General features: G+C 51.9%; 14 protein-coding genes. 8 read left to right on the forward strand and 6 right to left on the reverse strand.

What is annotated here, in order from left to right; genetic code table 11:
- Positions 1 to 20: 20 nt before the first annotated feature.
- Together pyrE and rph are read right to left on the reverse strand one after the other, a co-directional pair.
- On the reverse strand, positions 21 to 662 hold the full coding sequence (gene pyrE / locus GW591_RS23665; RefSeq protein WP_037035354.1) for an orotate phosphoribosyltransferase: 642 nt from the start codon (positions 660 to 662) through the stop codon (positions 21 to 23).
- A gap of 83 nt (positions 663 to 745) precedes the next feature.
- Entirely contained in the window at positions 746 to 1462 is a 717-nt protein-coding gene (gene rph / locus GW591_RS23670) for a ribonuclease PH (protein WP_013577632.1), read from the reverse strand.
- A gap of 248 nt (positions 1463 to 1710) precedes the next feature.
- Here rph and GW591_RS23675 point away from each other — a divergent pair, with 248 nt between their 5' ends.
- A complete protein-coding gene (locus GW591_RS23675) occupies positions 1711 to 2574 on the forward strand; it encodes a YicC/YloC family endoribonuclease (protein WP_013577633.1) in 864 nt (287 codons plus the stop codon).
- Between the two features lie 81 nt (positions 2575 to 2655).
- Here the strand turns inward: GW591_RS23675 and fabF are convergent, their stop codons facing one another.
- Positions 2656 to 3930, reverse strand: a complete 1275-nt coding sequence (fabF, locus tag GW591_RS23680; RefSeq protein ID WP_013577634.1) for a beta-ketoacyl-ACP synthase II — start codon at positions 3928 to 3930, stop codon at positions 2656 to 2658.
- Between the two features lie 145 nt (positions 3931 to 4075).
- Positions 4076 to 4696: a TetR/AcrR family transcriptional regulator gene (locus tag GW591_RS23685; RefSeq protein WP_013577635.1), complete on the reverse strand. Its 621-nt coding sequence runs from the start codon at positions 4694 to 4696 to the stop codon at positions 4076 to 4078.
- 343 nt (positions 4697 to 5039) lie between these two features.
- On the opposite strand from GW591_RS23685, the gene GW591_RS23690 reads away from it, so the two are divergent.
- Positions 5040 to 5657, forward strand: a complete 618-nt coding sequence (locus GW591_RS23690) for a trimeric intracellular cation channel family protein (protein WP_013577636.1) — start codon at positions 5040 to 5042, stop codon at positions 5655 to 5657.
- 20 nt (positions 5658 to 5677) lie between these two features.
- Here GW591_RS23690 and ligB read toward each other — a convergent pair whose 3' ends face one another.
- Positions 5678 to 7375, reverse strand: a complete 1698-nt coding sequence (ligB, locus tag GW591_RS23695) for an NAD-dependent DNA ligase LigB (RefSeq protein WP_121020212.1) — start codon at positions 7373 to 7375, stop codon at positions 5678 to 5680.
- A 278-nt stretch (positions 7376 to 7653) separates the two neighbouring features.
- On the opposite strand from ligB, the gene gmk reads away from it, so the two are divergent.
- From gmk to GW591_RS23725, 6 genes are all read left to right on the forward strand, one after another.
- On the forward strand, positions 7654 to 8277 hold the full coding sequence (gene gmk, locus GW591_RS23700) for a guanylate kinase (protein WP_013577638.1): 624 nt from the start codon (positions 7654 to 7656) through the stop codon (positions 8275 to 8277).
- Positions 8278 to 8331: 54 nt separating this feature from the next.
- On the forward strand, positions 8332 to 8607 hold the full coding sequence (rpoZ, locus tag GW591_RS23705; RefSeq protein ID WP_013577639.1) for a DNA-directed RNA polymerase subunit omega: 276 nt from the start codon (positions 8332 to 8334) through the stop codon (positions 8605 to 8607).
- Between the two features lie 19 nt (positions 8608 to 8626).
- Positions 8627 to 10735 (forward strand): bifunctional GTP diphosphokinase/guanosine-3',5'-bis pyrophosphate 3'-pyrophosphohydrolase, encoded by a 2109-nt coding sequence (gene spoT / locus GW591_RS23710; RefSeq protein WP_013577640.1) that lies wholly within the window; start codon positions 8627 to 8629, stop codon positions 10733 to 10735.
- 5 nt (positions 10736 to 10740) lie between these two features.
- The gene (gene trmH / locus GW591_RS23715; protein ID WP_013577641.1) at positions 10741 to 11439 is read left to right on the forward strand and encodes a tRNA (guanosine(18)-2'-O)-methyltransferase TrmH; all 699 of its coding nucleotides are present in this window, start codon (positions 10741 to 10743) and stop codon (positions 11437 to 11439) included.
- A complete protein-coding gene (gene recG / locus GW591_RS23720; RefSeq protein WP_013577642.1) occupies positions 11436 to 13517 on the forward strand; it encodes an ATP-dependent DNA helicase RecG in 2082 nt (693 codons plus the stop codon). The genes trmH and recG overlap by 4 nt, the downstream gene beginning before the upstream one ends.
- Positions 13518 to 13748: 231 nt before the next feature.
- Positions 13749 to 15074, forward strand: coding sequence for a PTS cellobiose transporter subunit IIC (locus GW591_RS23725; RefSeq protein ID WP_013577643.1), 1326 nt, complete (start codon positions 13749 to 13751; stop codon positions 15072 to 15074).
- Positions 15075 to 15128: 54 nt separating this feature from the next.
- Here the strand turns inward: GW591_RS23725 and gltS are convergent, their stop codons facing one another.
- Positions 15129 to 16340: a sodium/glutamate symporter gene (gene gltS / locus GW591_RS23730; protein WP_013577644.1), complete on the reverse strand. Its 1212-nt coding sequence runs from the start codon at positions 16338 to 16340 to the stop codon at positions 15129 to 15131.
- Between the last annotated feature and the right edge of the window lie 42 nt (positions 16341 to 16382).

A 16382-nucleotide genomic window follows, 5' to 3' on the forward strand; every position in this document is an offset into this window, starting at 1 on the left:
CTTTGAGGTTTTACCCGATATTAAACACCATACTCCTGCCGGTAAGCCCGCACAGCAGCCAGATGGTCAGCCATTTCCGCCTTTTCTTCCAGATACTCAATCAGGTCGGCCAGCGTAATAATTGAAATCACTTTGCAATGATAGTCGCGCTCAACCTCCTGAATAGCGGAGATATCTGCGCGTCCACGTTCCTGACGGTCCAGAGAAATCAATACGCCAGCCAGAGTGGCTTTGTTCGCGTTGATGATTTCCATCGATTCACGGATGGCAGTACCGGCGGTGATCACATCATCGACCAGCATGACACGCCCCTGCAAAGGGCTGCCGACCAGCAAGCCGCCTTCACCATGGTCTTTGGCTTCTTTGCGGTTAAAGCAGTATGGCACATCGCGCTCATGATGCTCAGCCAGTGCAACCGCGGTGGTCGTCGCGATTGGAATACCTTTGTAAGCCGGGCCAAACACTAAATCGAAATCAATTTTGGAATCCACCAATGCTTCGGCATAAAAACGTCCCAGTAACGCCAGATCACGGCCAGTATTAAATAGACCAGCATTGAAGAAGTAAGGGCTGATGCGCCCGGACTTCAGGGTAAATTCACCGAATTTCAAAACCTGTTTGTTCAGTGCGAACTCAATAAACTGGCGCTGATAGGCTTTCATTGATGGTCTCCTCTATAACGTCTTATTTCTTATTGTCAGCCCGCAGGCCATAAAAAAGGCGACTTCTCAGTCGCCTTAAAAAATTATTCCGCCAGCGCCGCTTTCTGCGCCTGGAAGATAGTGTCGATGCCCCCTCTGGCGAGAGCAAGTAAACCGAGTAACTCTTCGTGGCTGAATGGCTCACCTTCTGCGGTGCCCTGCACCTCAATCATGCGGCCATCTTCCATCATCACCACGTTCATGTCGGTTTCTGCCGCTGAGTCTTCGACATACTCGAGATCACACAGCGCTTCGCCTTTCACGATGCCTACGGAAACCGCTGCAACCATGCCTTTCATCGGATTAGCTTTCAGTTTACCTGCAGCTACCAGCGCATTCAGTGCATCCGCCAGAGCAACGCAAGCACCAGAAATGGACGCAGTGCGCGTGCCGCCGTCCGCCTGCAACACATCACAGTCGAGCGTAATGGTGAATTCACCCAGCTTTTTCAGATCCACCGCAGCACGCAGGGAACGGGCAATCAGACGCTGAATTTCCAGAGTACGACCGCCTTGCTTGCCTTTTGCGGCTTCACGCGCATTACGCGTATGGGTAGAACGCGGCAACATGCCGTACTCTGCGGTTATCCAACCTTGTCCCTGACCTTTCAGAAAACGCGGAACACCTTCCTCCACCGTCGCGGTACATAGCACTTTAGTATCACCAAACTCCACCAGCACGGAACCTTCAGCGTGTTTAGTGTAATGGCGGGTCAGTGTTACGGGGCGCACTTGTTGTGCATTTCGGCCTGCTGGACGCATGGATACTTCTCCGGGTCACGAATCATGTTTGGCTGCGCATTATACCCAAAAACATTCAGGTTGCATCAAGGCGGCAAGTGAATGAACTCCGCGAGCTTACTCACGTAAGCGACCGGAATGAGTAAACGACGCCAACGCAGAGGCAGCCTGAAGGGTGACGGGGATACGGACTTCAGGAGGTTATACCTATCATGACTGGCATGGCACGGCTATAATCGCTGCATCTTTACATTAACAGGTACGCATACATGATCAGAAGTATGACCGCTTATGCCCGACGCGAAATTAAGGGTGACTGGGGCAGCGCAGCGTGGGAACTCCGCTCGGTAAACCAACGTTATCTCGAAACCTACATCCGTCTGCCCGAGCAATTCCGCAGCCTGGAGCCGGTTGTCCGTGAGCGCATTCGCGCCCGGCTTACCCGCGGTAAAGTCGAATGTAATCTGCGTTTTGATCTCGATCCGGGCGCACAAAGCACGTTGCAGCTCAATGAAAAACTGGCGAAACAGCTGGTTGAAGCCGCGCAATGGGTGAAAATGCAAAGTGATGAAGGCGAAATTAATCCGCTGGAAGTCCTGCGCTGGCCGGGCGTGATGCTGGCTGAAGAACAGGATCTGGATGCCATCAGCACCGAGTTGCTGCTGGCGCTGGAAACAGCACTGGACGATTTTATCAGCGCACGCGAAAGCGAAGGTGCCGCACTGAAAACGATGATCGAACAGCGTCTCGACGGTGTGAGTGCAGAAGTGGTAAAAGTCCGCGCCCAGATGCCAAATATTCTGCAATGGCAGCGCGAGCGCCTGGTCAGCAAACTGGAAGATGCGCAGGTTCAGCTGGAAAATACCCGTCTGGAGCAGGAACTGGTTCTAATGGCGCAGCGTGTCGATGTAGCTGAAGAGCTGGACCGACTTGAAGCGCACGTCAAAGAAACACATAAAATCATGAAGAAAGAAGAAGCCGTGGGCCGTCGTCTTGATTTTATGATGCAGGAATTTAACCGCGAATCGAACACACTGGCATCTAAATCTATCAATGCTGATGTCACGACGTCAGCCATCGAGTTGAAAGTGTTGATCGAACAAATGCGCGAGCAGATCCAGAACATCGAGTAAATCCTCTCTCCCCCGCATAATAAAAAACGCCTCCGGTCATAAAACCCGAGGCGTTTTTTTATGCGTCAGCGAAGAAAGAAATTAGTCTTCCCAGCGTTTCAACAATACACAGGCATTAACGCCACCGAAGCCGAAACCGTTTGATAAGGCATAGGTGATGTCATGTTTCTGCGCAGTATTACCGACGATGTTCAGACCGGCAGCCGCTTCGTCTTTGTTTTCCAGATTCAGCGTCGGAGGAACGATTTGGTCACGTACGGCAAGAATGGTGAAGATCGTCTCCAGCCCGCCAGCCGCACCCAGCAAGTGTCCGGTCGCAGATTTGGTAGACGTAACAGCCAGTTTGCCGTCAGTGCCAAACAGGGTTTTAATCGCATTGATTTCACCCAGATCACCCACCGGCGTAGACGTAGCGTGAGCATTCAGATGTTGCACGTCTGATGGCTGAATACCCGCCTGACGCAGGGCGATTTTCATCGCGCGGCCCGCACCGTTGCCATCTTCCGCACCGGACGTCATGTGGTAGGCGTCACCGCTGGTGCCGTAACCGACAATCTCAGCCAGAATTTTGGCGCCACGTGCCTTCGCATGTTCCAGCTCTTCGATCACCAACATGCCTGCGCCTTCGCCCATGATGAAACCATCACGCGCGCTGTCAAACGGACGGGAGGCTTTTTCCGGATGATCTTCATGACCGGTAGACATGGCCTTCGCTGCAGCAAAACCGCCCAGGCTCACGGTATCAATCGCCGCTTCTGCGCCGCCACAAAGCGCAACATCGGCTTCGTCATTGCGAATCAAACGCACTGCATCACCAATCGCCTGAACACCTGCCGCGCAAGCCGTTACCGGTGCGCCAATCGGGCCTTTGAACTGATGTTTAATCGAAACCTGGCCAGACGCCAGATTCACCAGGAATGAAGGTATAGTGAAAGGCGACAAACGCTTAGCGCCACGGCTGTCATTGGTGCGCACGGCATGGGCAATAGCAGGGAAGCCGCCGATACCAGAACCGATGATTGTTGCGGTACGTTCCTGCTGTTCCTGCGTTTCTGCTTTCCAGCCGGCATCAGCAATAGCCATATCCGCAGCAGCCATCGCAAACAGAATGAAACGGTCCATTTTTTTCTGGTCTTTCGGTACCACGAACATATCCGGATCGAATCCTGACTCAGGGTCCTGTTCTTTAGTTTGTACCTGACCACCAATTTTCACAGTCAACGTTTCAACAATCTCTTCCGGCAAAACTCGGATACCAGACTGACCGGCCAGCAGACGCTTCCAGATAGTTTCGATATCACAGCCCAGAGGACTCACAGCCCCCATGCCGGTAATAACCACTCGACGATGAGTCATAAAACATTCCTCTCTGTCTGTATAAGACGTAAGTTTCTGCAGGCGATTACATGAACCGGCCAGAAACGGGTTTCTGGATAATAAAGCCTGACAGTATGTGACGAATTACGTTTTTGTAAACCCGTAACCCAAAATTTTATTGTGCCTACTTTGCGAGGCTACGCAACACCAGGCTGGTGATTGCCTGAACGCGTTCTTCCAGTTGTTCAGGTGTTTTTTGTTCCAGCAATAACGGATGCGAGAAGGGGGTTGTCACCGTGGTGATCGCCATACAAACCTCATCCAGCGGCGTTTTACGCTCAAATTCACCGGATTCCCGGCCGTCAGCAACCACTTTCTCAACAATGCTGTATATCATAGCACGATGATTTAATGTGGATTTCCATCGCTGAGCTGAGGCTATCGCGGCCAGATCATGTAATTTCCTGTCCAGGAAAAAGAGATCCAGACTACGTGTCAGCAGCGTTTTAAAAATAGATCTCAGGCGCAGAGTCGCACTTTGGTCACTTTGCGCAATCACCATGAGCGCTTCATCTATCTGCCCCACCCGCTGCGAGCAAATGGCTTCGCCAATAGCTTGTTTAGACTCAAAAAACTTATAAATATAAGCACTTGAAACGCCAATCGACTTGGCAAGATCCGCCACCGACGTTTTGGCATAGCCATAAAGACGAAAGTGCTCGAATGCCGCATCTATAATTTGTTCACGCCGTTCGTGCTCGGCAGGTCCACGCTGTGTTAACGCAACCGGAATATCGGGCTTCATACACTCCTCCGGGCAGATTAAACAATTAAGCCGTGCGTCAATGAGTGACGATTTTAATTAATCGTAACCTATAAGCGAAGAAAATTCACCTCTGATAAAAAACGGCGTCATGGATAAATGGAAAAGCACCGTCAAAACAAACGAGTAATCACCAATTTTCTAATCTAAAATAATACAACATTTTCTCTTACCCTTTAGTAATGGCTGACACGAGAGAAATCATCATTAGATAAAGTAATGTTAAAAGCCATGTAAAAGAAAAACTCAGTCGCCAGCTAATGGGAAACTCATTACTCTACGCGGCTACCGTTTCCTCACCGACTGATTTGTCTGGCGCACATCCATGTTACTCACCGTTCTTTATATTATTGGGATCACCGCAGAAGCCATGACCGGTGCTCTGGCTGCCGGACGTCGGAAAATGGACTCCTTTGGCGTCATTATTATTGCTGCAGCGACGGCCATTGGCGGCGGTTCTGTTCGCGACATGCTTTTAGGGCATTACCCATTGGGATGGGTTAAGCATCCGGAGTACATCGTGATTGTGGCTGTGGCCGCGCTAATGACCACCTGGCTGGCTCCTTTAATGCAACATCTGCGAAAGCTCTTTTTAGTGCTTGATGCCGTGGGGCTGGTGGTGTTTTCCATTATCGGGACACAAGTGGCCCTCGATATGGGACATGGCGCTATCATTGCTTCGGTTTGTGCGGTCATTACCGGTGTTTTTGGCGGCGTGCTGCGGGACATGATGTGTAATCAGATCCCGCTGGTCTTTCAGAAAGAAATTTATGCCGGCGTGTCATTTGCCTCAGCCTGGGTTTACATCGGGCTACAATATTTCTCACTGCCCCACAATCTGGTGGTTATTATCACGTTACTGATCGGCTTTACCGCGCGTCTTATTGCGCTGCGTTTTCGCCTTGGATTGCCTGTGTTTAATTACCCGCATTCGGACCACTAATGCGTCCTTCCTGTAGCCCGTTAGCGGAATGCAGGCAATTGCGCCTGCCTCAGAGCTTCGGTCAAAATCTCAACGTCCGGATGATGAATAAAATCAAAAACCTGAGCGGCCCGCTTTCTCCCGATCCCCTCAGTCATTTCCCAGTCGCGAGACGTCAGCTGTTTCAACCTGTTCCAGCTTTGCTGACGTTCTGCAAATCCCAGGGCAAAAGAAGGAAATCCTATTGCTGACAGCCAGCGCCGGAAGCTCTTTTCGCGTGCAAGATGAATTTGCGCCATCAGTTTTTGCGCCTGTTTAACACCGATCCCCGGAACCGCAGCCAGCTCTTTCTCGTTAAAGCTTAACCAACTGATCAGAGAATCCGCCGGGGAAGCATCCAGTAACTTTTGCCATGTGGCCCCGCCGAACCCCGCCATATCTAACGCTTCCGGCCCGCTAAGCCAGATCAGACGTGAGAGAAACTGCTGCATACAGCCCGGTTCAGGCGTAAAGCAGGAAAGTGCGTTATAGCGCGTTGGTTCAGGCAAAGGCATTTCCGTACGCTTACTTACCCGCCATGTCACTTCATCAAGGCGCGGGATCCCCTGTCCGGCCAGCGCGACAGCGACCTGATCGCCAGGAAGAACATCCCATTGTCTGAACCGGCTAACCGATCCCACACTCACCTTACTGACTAACTTATCGTCCAGCCTCAGGGGCTTCAGGTTGAGGATAACGGTCACTTTCCCGCTTCGTCCTGTGGTGGTGGTGATACCCGTGACATCGGTGAGCTCTCTGGCGGGCGGATATTTCCAGGCAACCGCCCAGACTGCGGGTTTATTTTGCCAGTATTTCCCGGCAGGCTCTTCTTGCTGACGAACAACCACACCATCCGTCGCAAAAGGCAGAGGCTGGTGAAACCAGTCTTCACGCCACTTTTCCACATCTTCGACAGCGCTCACCGCATGCGTGAACTGAGCCACAACCGGAAAACCGAACTGGCTCAGCTTCTCCAGGTGGTCAGCCATAAGCGTGGGTCCATCCGGCCATGACCAGATAAAAATACCCGTTTGCTTCAACAGGTCTGAAGCAGAAGCACGCATCATTGCACCCGCAACTTTTGATCTTGCATTCATCCCGCCATCAGCACTTTGTTGATGACCGGTCATCAACAGATAAAGCTCGCCCTGTAATATCAACTCAGGGCTCATGTCCGGGATATGCAGCGGGATCGCCGGAATTGACGCGGCTTTTACCGTCCAGTTTTGTCCTTTCTCACCATCGCCACGGCTAACCAGTGCGGCCAACTGCCCATAACGGTAAATCAGCGACACCGCCACGCCATCGATTTTGGGCTGCACCCACAGATTCTTTCGCCCTTGCATCCAGTTTGCGACAGCATGTTTATCTTTCATTTTATGCAGGCCGGTATGAGCCACCGGATGCGTAAATTCAGCATCATCACTCGCTGGCACTGTTAGTTCAGGCACCGGCTGGCTGGCACACTGTAGCCAGAGACGTTGTTTCTGACGCAAATGATCATAGACCGAATCTTCTATCGGGCTGCTGCCAGACTGATGGTAGGCTGCATCCCACTGGGTCAGCTGAGCGGTGAGATGGTGGGTTTCCTGTGTCAGGCGTTCTGATGGCCAGACAGGGCAGTCTGGCGACGGCATATTCTTACCGTAAGCAGAGAAAGCAAAAGGGAACAGGCAGATGAGAAAAATAAACTGGCGCATTGGCACCTCCTTGTGAAGGCAAGTAAACGCCGGTGTAATTTTTCCTGCCAGTGGCATAACCCCTTCTTGCGAGATACCTTCCTGGTTATTTCATCTGTTGCTGCAACGAAGGAAAAATTTGGAATGCGGCACGTAAATCTGTCAGGAAAGGCTATTTTCTCTGGCAAAGTTGCGATGAAATACGTCTGGGCGCTGCACCGAATGCAGCGAGCGTGTATACTGTGCGAGAGATCACTCTTCGCATACTTCCTATCAACCCATTCAGTTGAAACGTCATCATGGTTCAAGGCACGCTATATATTGTCTCCGCCCCTAGTGGAGCAGGCAAATCAAGTCTGATTCAGGCTTTACTTAAAACACAACCGCTCTACGACACACAGGTTTCTATTTCTCATACGACCCGAGCTATACGTCCGGGCGAGAAAGATGGCGAGCATTACTTCTTTGTCGACAAAGAAGCGTTTCGCGAGATGATTGAACGTGATGCCTTTTTAGAACACGCAGAAGTTTTTGGTAACTATTACGGGACTTCGCGTGAAACCATTGAGCAGGTTTTAGCGTCGGGTGTGGATGTTTTTCTGGATATCGACTGGCAAGGCGCGCAGCAAATTCGGAAAAAAATGCCGCAGGCACGCAGTATTTTTGTCTTACCGCCATCGAAAGATGAGCTAGACCGTCGCCTGCGTGGCCGCGGGCAAGACAGCGAAGCCGTTATCGCAAAACGTATGGCACAAGCCGTAGCTGAAATGACACACTTTGCCGAATACGACTATTTAATTGTGAATGATGATTTTGATCTGGCTTTATCGGATTTAAAAACCATTATTCGCGCTGAACGTCTGCGTCTGAGCCGTCAGCGGCTCCGTCATGACGGATTAATCACCAAACTATTGGCAGACTGAAGTCACTTTCAGTATTATGCCCAGTCTTTCGTCACCCTGTGGAGTAGCACATATATGGCACGCGTAACTGTTCAAGACGCTGTTGAAAAAATTGGTAACCGTTTTGACCTGGTGTTGGTGGCTGCTCGTCGCGCACGCCAGCTGCAATCTGGTGGTAAAGATCCACTGGTCGCTGAAGAAAACGATAAAGTCACTGTAATTGCCCTGCGCGAAATCGAAGAAGGCCTGATCACCAATCAGATCCTCGACGTTCGTGACCGTCAGGAGCAACAGGAGCAGGAAGCCGCAGAGATTCAGGCAGTGACTGCCATCGCTGAAGGCCGTCGTTAATTAACGAAACGGATCTCACTTGTATATCTTTGAAAGCCTGAATCAACTGATTCAAAAATACCTGCCGGAGGAGCAAATTAAGCGCCTCGTGCAGGCTTACCTCGTGGCGCGGGACGCGCACGAGGGGCAAACACGTTCCAGCGGTGAGCCGTATATTACTCACCCGGTGGCCGTGGCATGTATTTTGGCTGAAATGAGGCTCGATCATGAGACTCTGATGGCGGCGTTATTACACGACGTTATCGAAGACACGCCTGCAACTTACCAGGACATGGAACAACTGTTTGGCAAAAGCGTTGCTGAGCTGGTTGAAGGCGTTTCAAAGTTAGACAAGCTGAAATTCCGTGATAAGAAAGAAGCGCAGGCGGAAAACTTCCGCAAAATGGTCATGGCGATGGTGCAAGATATCCGCGTCATTTTGATCAAACTCGCTGACCGTACTCATAACATGCGCACGCTGGGCTCTTTACGCCCGGACAAACGTCGCCGCATTGCCCGTGAAACGCTGGAAATTTACAGCCCGCTGGCACACCGTTTGGGTATTCATCACCTGAAAACCGAGCTCGAAGAGCTGGGCTTCGAAGCCCTTTATCCAAACCGTTATCGCGTCATCAAAGAAGTGGTGAAAGCTGCGCGTGGTAACCGTAAAGAGATGATCCAGAAAATCCTCTCTGAGATTGAAGGCCGTTTAACCGAAGCCGGCATTCAGTGCCGTGTCAGTGGTCGCGAAAAACACCTGTATTCTATCTATTGCAAAATGCACCTGAAGGAACAGCGTTTCCATTCTATTATGGATATCTACGCCTTCCGGGTGATCGTTAAAGAACTCGATACCTGTTATCGCGTGTTAGGACAGGCACATAGCCTGTACAAACCGCGTCCGGGTCGGGTTAAAGATTACATCGCCATCCCCAAAGCCAACGGCTATCAATCTTTGCATACATCACTAATCGGTCCGCATGGTGTGCCGGTTGAAGTACAGATCCGTACGGAAGATATGGATCAGATGGCGGAGATGGGGGTTGCGGCTCACTGGGCTTATAAAGAGAACAGTGAAACCAGCACCACCGCACAGATCCGTGCTCAGCGTTGGTTACAGAGTCTGCTTGAGCTGCAACAAAGTGCAGGCAACTCCTTTGAATTTATTGAGAGCGTGAAATCGGATCTGTTCCCGGACGAGATTTACGTCTTTACGCCGGAAGGTCGTATCGTCGAATTGCCTGCGGGCGCGACACCGGTCGACTTTGCTTATGCTGTGCATACCGATATCGGCCATGCCTGCGTTGGCGCGCGCGTTGACCGCCAGCCGTATCCGCTCTCGCAACCGCTGACCAGCGGACAAACTATCGAAATCATTACCGCACCGGGCGCCCGCCCGAATGCTGCCTGGCTGAACTTTGTCGTCAGCTCACGTGCACGCGCCAAAATCCGCCAGATGCTGAAGAACCTGAAACGTGATGATTCGGTTTCACTTGGCCGTCGCCTGCTGAATCATGCGCTGGGTGCCGGTAAAAAACTGTCAGATATTCCGCCGGAAAACATCAAAAACGAGCTGGATCGTATGAAGCTCGCCGCGATGGATGACCTGCTGGCGGAAATCGGTCTCGGCAATGCCATGAGCGTTGTGGTTGCCAAAAACCTGATGGGTGACCAGTCTTCAATGGCATCGTCAGGTACCCGTAATCTGCCGATTAAAGGCGCAGATGGCGTGCTGATCACCTTCGCGAAATGTTGCCGTCCGATTCCGGGTGACCCGATTATTGCCCACGTCAGTCCGGGCAAAGGGCTGGTGATCCATCATGAATCCTGCCGTAATATTCGCGGTTATCAGAAAGAACCTGAGAAATTCATGGCCGTTGACTGGGATAACCACCAGGAAACTGATCAGGAATTTATCGCTGAAATCAAAGTTGATATGTTCAACCATCAGGGCGCACTGGCGAACCTGACCGCTGCAATTAATGCCGCGCAGTCGAACATTCAGAATCTGAGCACCGAAGAAAAAGACGGTCGCGTCTACAGCGCCTTTATCCGCCTGACGACCCGCGATCGCGTTCATCTGGCGAATATCATGCGTAAAATCCGTATCATGCCGGACGTCATCAAAGTTACCCGCAACCGAAACTGATTGTTATGACCCCAGAACGTTATGCCCGCATCCGCGAAATGCTTGCGGCCCGACAGCCAGACCTGACGGTCTGTATGGAACAGGTGCATAAACCACATAACGTTTCTGCCGTCATCCGTACGGCAGACGCCGTCGGCGTTCACGAAATCCACGCTGTCTGGCCTACAACCAGAATGAAGACACTGGTCTCTTCGGCGGCAGGCAGCAACAGCTGGGTTCAGGTCAAAACACACAAAACCATTCAGGATGCCGTCGCCAAAATGAAGGCGAAGGGCATGCAAATCCTGGCAACCAACTTGTCAGAGAAAGCCGTCGACTTCCGCGCGATTGATTACACCCGCCCGACCTGCATTTTGCTGGGTCAGGAGAAAACCGGTATCACACCTGAAGCGTTAGCGCTGGCTGACAGCGATATCATCATTCCGATGATCGGTATGGTGCAATCTCTGAACGTCTCCGTTGCCTCGGCGCTTATCCTGTACGAAGCCCAGCGCCAGCGCGAAAACGCCGGTATGTATCGCCGCGACAGCAGTCTGCTGAGCGAGAAGGAACAGCAGCGACTGCTGTTTGAAGGCGGCTATCCCGTTCTGTCCAATGTGGCGAAGCGAAAGAAGCTTCCCCGCCCTTTCATTGACGATCACGGGCAAATCATTGCCGATGATGAATGGTGGTCGGCGATGCAAATGACGGTCAAAAAAAGATGAAAGGCCGCCTGCTCGACGCCATCCCGCTGACGTCGCTTTCCGGCGTCGGAGCCAGTCAGGCAGACAAGCTCGCCAAACTCGGCCTTGAAACTATTCAGGATTTACTGCTTCATCTTCCTTTACGCTATGAAGATCGTACCCGCCTTTACACCATCAATGATTTACAGCCCGGCATTTTCGCCACCATAGAAGGCGAAGTGTTGCGTAGTGATATCAGTTTTGGCCGCCGCAGAATGCTGACCTGTCAGATAAGTGACGGCACTGGCATGGCGACGTTGCGCTTCTTCAACTTTAACGCCGCGATGAAAAACAGCCTGGCAACAGGTCGCCGTGTTACCGCTTATGGTGAAATCAAACGCGGCACGATCGGTGCTGAAATCATTCATCCGGAATACCGCATTCAGGGTGAAAACAGCGAAGTCGTTCTGCAGGAATCACTGACGCCGGTTTATCCGACAACGGAAGGTATCCGCCAGGCGACCTTGCGTAAACTGACGGATCAGGCACTTGAACTGCTCGACACCGTACCTGTCGCCGAACTGTTGCCAGAGGAACTGAGTCGTTCGCTGATCCCGCTTCCTCAGGCGCTGCATTTGCTGCACCGCCCGCCGCCAGATATCCAGCTTGCAGACCTTGAAAAAGGTCATCATCCGGCTCAACGCCGCCTGATTATGGAAGAACTTCTGGCACATAATCTCAGTATGCTGGCTGTCCGCGCCGGTACGCAGAGTTATAAAGCTCTGCCGTTGCATCATGACGACCGCCTGAAAAATCAGTTCCTCGCGTCGCTTCCTTTCAGCCCGACCGGTGCGCAAGCACGGGTTGTGGCAGAAATTGAACAGGACCTGGCAAAAAGTTATCCCATGATGCGTCTGGTGCAGGGCGACGTGGGATCAGGTAAAACGCTGGTAGCCGCCCTCGCCGCACTTTGCGCTATTGCTCAGGGCCAACAGGTCGGATTAATGGCGCCGACAGAATTGCTGGCCGAACAGCATGCCAATAATTTCCGTCAGTGGTTTGAGCCACTGGGTATTCAGGTCGGCTGGCTGGCGGGCAAACAAAAGGGTAAAGCCCGGCAGGCACAGCAGGATGCGATCGCCAGCGGACAGGTGTCGATGGTGGTGGGAACGCACGCTATCTTCCAGGAACAGGTTTTGTTCTCGTCACTGTCGCTGGTCATTATCGATGAACAGCACCGTTTCGGTGTGCATCAGCGTCTGGCGTTGTGGGAAAAAGGTCTGCAACAGGGCTTCCATCCACATCAGTTGATCATGACCGCCACGCCGATCCCACGCACACTGGCAATGACGGCTTACGCTGATCTTGATACCTCTGTGATCGACGAACTCCCGCCAGGCCGCACGCCGGTGACTACTGTCGCCATTCCGGACACCCGCCGCAGTGATATTATCAGCCGCGTCAAAAGTGCCTGCGAGCAGGAAAATCGTCAGGCTTATTGGGTGTGTACGCTGATTGAAGAATCGGAAATGCTGGAAGCGCAGGCCGCTGAAGCCACATGGGAAGGCCTGAAGGAGGCACTCCCGGCGCTGAATATTGGACTGGTTCACGGTCGTATGAAAGCCCAGGAAAAGCAGGCCGTTATGCAGGCATTCAAACAGGGTGAAGTGCAGCTTCTGGTGGCAACGACTGTCATTGAAGTCGGCGTTGACGTACCGAATGCCAGCCTGATGATTATCGAAAACCCGGAGCGTTTAGGGCTGGCGCAGTTGCACCAGTTACGTGGGCGCGTTGGACGTGGTGCCGTTGCTTCTCACTGTGTACTGCTCTACAAAACGCCGCTCAGCAAAACAGCGCAGAAACGTTTGCAGGTTTTACGCGACAGCAACGATGGCTTTGTTATCGCACAGCAGGATTTGGAAATCCGCGGGCCGGGTGAACTACTGGGCACGCGCCAGACCGGCAGCGCTGAATTTAAAGTCGCTGATTTATTACGTGATCAGGCGATGATCCCGGATGTACAGCGCATTGCGCGTTATCTGCAGCAACAATTCCCTGATCATGCCAAAGCCCTGATTGAGCGCTGGCTGCCAGAAAGAGTCCGTTACACCAACGCCTGATCTCTCTTTTCGCTCATTCACTTCATCAAATCATTATTAAAAATGATGTTTTGTTTCCAACATATTCTCTTCTCTTTTCCCTATTGTGCCCCCAAAACCACTCTCCGCACTGGTTATTTGATAACCTTCACAGAGTGGGGAAAAGCCGGTAACCGGTTTCACATCCCGTCACTACACTGATGATAATTAAGGCAACCCTGTCTGATGTCCTCAACATAAGGCCAAATCATCATGAGTATCAGCCAATCCCTCTTCACTTTTATAGAACAGAAAATCAGCCCCTTCGCCGCACGATTATCCTCACAGCGACATGTCATGGCAGTGCGTGATGGCTTCATCTCAGCAATGCCCTTTATGATTGTTGGTTCGTTTTTACTGGTTTTTGTTCACCCGCCATTTTCGCCCGAATCTTCATGGGGCTTCGCCAGAAGCTGGCTGGCGCTCTCGGCAAAATATGAAGTGCAGATCCTGACGCCGTTCAATATGACGATGGGCATTATGTCCATCTACATCTCGGCATCGATTGCCTACAATCTGGCAAGAAGTTACAAGCTAGACCCGTTCATGACCGCAATGCTGGCGCTGATGTCTTTCCTGCTGGTCGCCGCACCGCAGATTGATGAAAAGATGTCGACGACGGCGCTGGGCGGCGTGGGGATCTTTACGGCTATTCTGGTGGCGATTTATGTCACCGAACTGACGCGGTTATTGAAAAAATACAATATCGGTATCCGTTTACCCGAACAGGTACCTTCAAACATTAAGCATTCGTTTGATTTACTGATCCCGATTGTGGCCGTGGTGATTACACTTTTCCCGCTGAGCTTACTGGTCCAGTCAGGGTTTGATATGTTGCTGCCACAGGCGATTATGGCGCTGTTCGAACCCCTGATTTCTGCCGCAGACTCACTGCCTGCTGTACTTCTCGCCGTGCTGATTTGCCACCTGTTGTGGTTCGCCGGCATTCATGGCTCGGCCATTGTATCTGGCATGTTGCAGGCTTTTTGGTTAACCAATCTCGGCCTGAATCAGACAGATCTCGCTGCCGGTTTACCCATGACGCACATCATGACCGAGGCATTCTGGAATTTCCTGATCGTGATTGGCGGGTCCGGCGCGACAATGGGACTGGTGCTGCTGTTTTGTCGCAGTAAGTCAGCGCATCTGCGCACCATGGGGAAACTCAGTCTGGTGCCAAGCTGTTTCAATATCAATGAGCCGGTGATTTTTGGCACACCTATCGTCATGAATCCGGTATTTTTCATCCCCTTCCTGCTGGCACCGATGGTCAATGCCGTTATCGCCTATCTGGCCGTATCGACGGATCTGCTCCCGCATATGATTTCACTGGTCCCCTGGACATCGCCGGCACCGATCGGGGCGGCCTGGGCGATGGGCTGGGATTTCAAAGTGTCGGTTCTGGTTATCCTGCTGATGGCACTGTCGATGGTAATTTATTATCCATTCTTCAAAGTCTACGAGAAGCAGTTACTGACGCAGGAAAAAGCCGCTGAGGCCGAACAGGTGTTCACTGAGAAGGCGGACGCGGCACAATAAACCCGACGGGAAGGAATCGTCAGGCACAGAAGCGATGTTTCTGTGCCTGTTTTTTTAGCTTATAGCCGGGAATACAGGCAGCATCAGGTAGAGTTTAATCACAATCGCATTGGCGATATCGATGAAGAATGCGCCCACCATCGGCACCACCAGAAACGCCAGATGCGAAGGGCCAAACTGGTTGGTGATCGCCTGCATATTGGCAATGGCCGTCGGGGTGGCACCCAGCCCGAAACCACAGTGTCCTGCCGCCAACACCGCCGCATCGTAGTTTTTCCCCATCACGCGATAAGTCACGAAAATCGCATAAAGTGCCATTGCGAGGGCTTGAACGATAAGAATTGCCATCATCGGCAAGGCGAGTGCCGCCATCTCCCACAACTTAAGGCTCATCAATGCCATGGCAAGGAACAGTGACAAACTGACGTTACCCAGCACGGATACCGCACGGTCGAAGACACGATAAAAACCGAGCCATGCCAGCATATTACTCAGGATCACACCAACGAAGAGCACGCAGACAAAGGTTGGGATTTCAAATGCCGAGCCTTGCAACAGACTGGCGGCATATGTCCCTGCCATCAGGCAAATCGCGATCAGGGCAATGGTTTCAACCATCACCAGTGGTGTAATCATCCTGCCAATCGACGGTTTCTCAAATGCGCTCGGATCGACCATATCCTCGGGGTTTCCGTTGGGGGTGGAAGAATGGCTGACCAGATAGCGCGCTACCGGCCCCCCAATAATACCGCCGAGCACCAGACCAAAAGTTGCGCAAGCCATCGCGACTTCCGTCGCATTTTCAAAGCCATAACGCTCGATAAACAGCTTGCTCCATGCCGCGCCGGTGCCGTGGCCACCTGAAAGGGTAATCGACCCCGCCAGCAACCCCATCAGCGGATCCAGCCCGAGCATTTTCGCCATTCCGATACCGATGGCATTTTGCAAAAGCAGTAAGCCCACGACGACAAACACCAGCAGAAACAGCGATTTACCGCCTGCCCGCAGACTTGCCAGATTGGCGTTAAGACCGATCGTGGCAAAAAATGCCAGCATCAGTGGCTCTTTTAAAGACATGTCGAAACCGACTTCCCAGCCGAATATCTGGTTGGCGATCAGTAACAATAAAGCGACCAGCAAACCACCGGCAACGGGTTCAGGAATGGTGTATTTTTTGAGGAATTTGACCGACTGGACGCATTTCCGTCCTAAAAGGAGCACCAACGTGGCGGCAACCAGGGTGCCGTAGGTATCGAGTTGAATCATTGACGAACTCCATTTTAAAATAAATCCAATAAAATTATCGAG

The sequence above is a fragment of the Rahnella aceris genome (genome assembly GCF_011684115.1).
Classification (GTDB): Bacteria; Pseudomonadota; Gammaproteobacteria; order Enterobacterales; family Enterobacteriaceae; genus Rahnella; species Rahnella aceris.

Coding starts and splice junctions, on each gene's coding strand:
- pyrE (WP_037035354.1), bottom strand. CDS start 662: ATGAAAGCCTATCAGCGCCAGTTTATTGAGTTCGCACTGAACAAACAG.
- rph (WP_013577632.1), bottom strand. CDS start 1,462: ATGCGTCCAGCAGGCCGAAATGCACAACAAGTGCGCCCCGTAACACTG.
- GW591_RS23675 (WP_013577633.1), top strand. CDS start 1,711: ATGATCAGAAGTATGACCGCTTATGCCCGACGCGAAATTAAGGGTGAC.
- fabF (WP_013577634.1), bottom strand. CDS start 3,930: ATGACTCATCGTCGAGTGGTTATTACCGGCATGGGGGCTGTGAGTCCT.
- GW591_RS23685 (WP_013577635.1), bottom strand. CDS start 4,696: ATGAAGCCCGATATTCCGGTTGCGTTAACACAGCGTGGACCTGCCGAG.
- GW591_RS23690 (WP_013577636.1), top strand. CDS start 5,040: ATGTTACTCACCGTTCTTTATATTATTGGGATCACCGCAGAAGCCATG.
- ligB (WP_121020212.1), bottom strand. CDS start 7,375: ATGCGCCAGTTTATTTTTCTCATCTGCCTGTTCCCTTTTGCTTTCTCT.
- gmk (WP_013577638.1), top strand. CDS start 7,654: ATGGTTCAAGGCACGCTATATATTGTCTCCGCCCCTAGTGGAGCAGGC.
- rpoZ (WP_013577639.1), top strand. CDS start 8,332: ATGGCACGCGTAACTGTTCAAGACGCTGTTGAAAAAATTGGTAACCGT.
- trmH (WP_013577641.1), top strand. CDS start 10,741: ATGACCCCAGAACGTTATGCCCGCATCCGCGAAATGCTTGCGGCCCGA.
- recG (WP_013577642.1), top strand. CDS start 11,436: ATGAAAGGCCGCCTGCTCGACGCCATCCCGCTGACGTCGCTTTCCGGC.
- GW591_RS23725 (WP_013577643.1), top strand. CDS start 13,749: ATGAGTATCAGCCAATCCCTCTTCACTTTTATAGAACAGAAAATCAGC.
- gltS (WP_013577644.1), bottom strand. CDS start 16,340: ATGATTCAACTCGATACCTACGGCACCCTGGTTGCCGCCACGTTGGTG.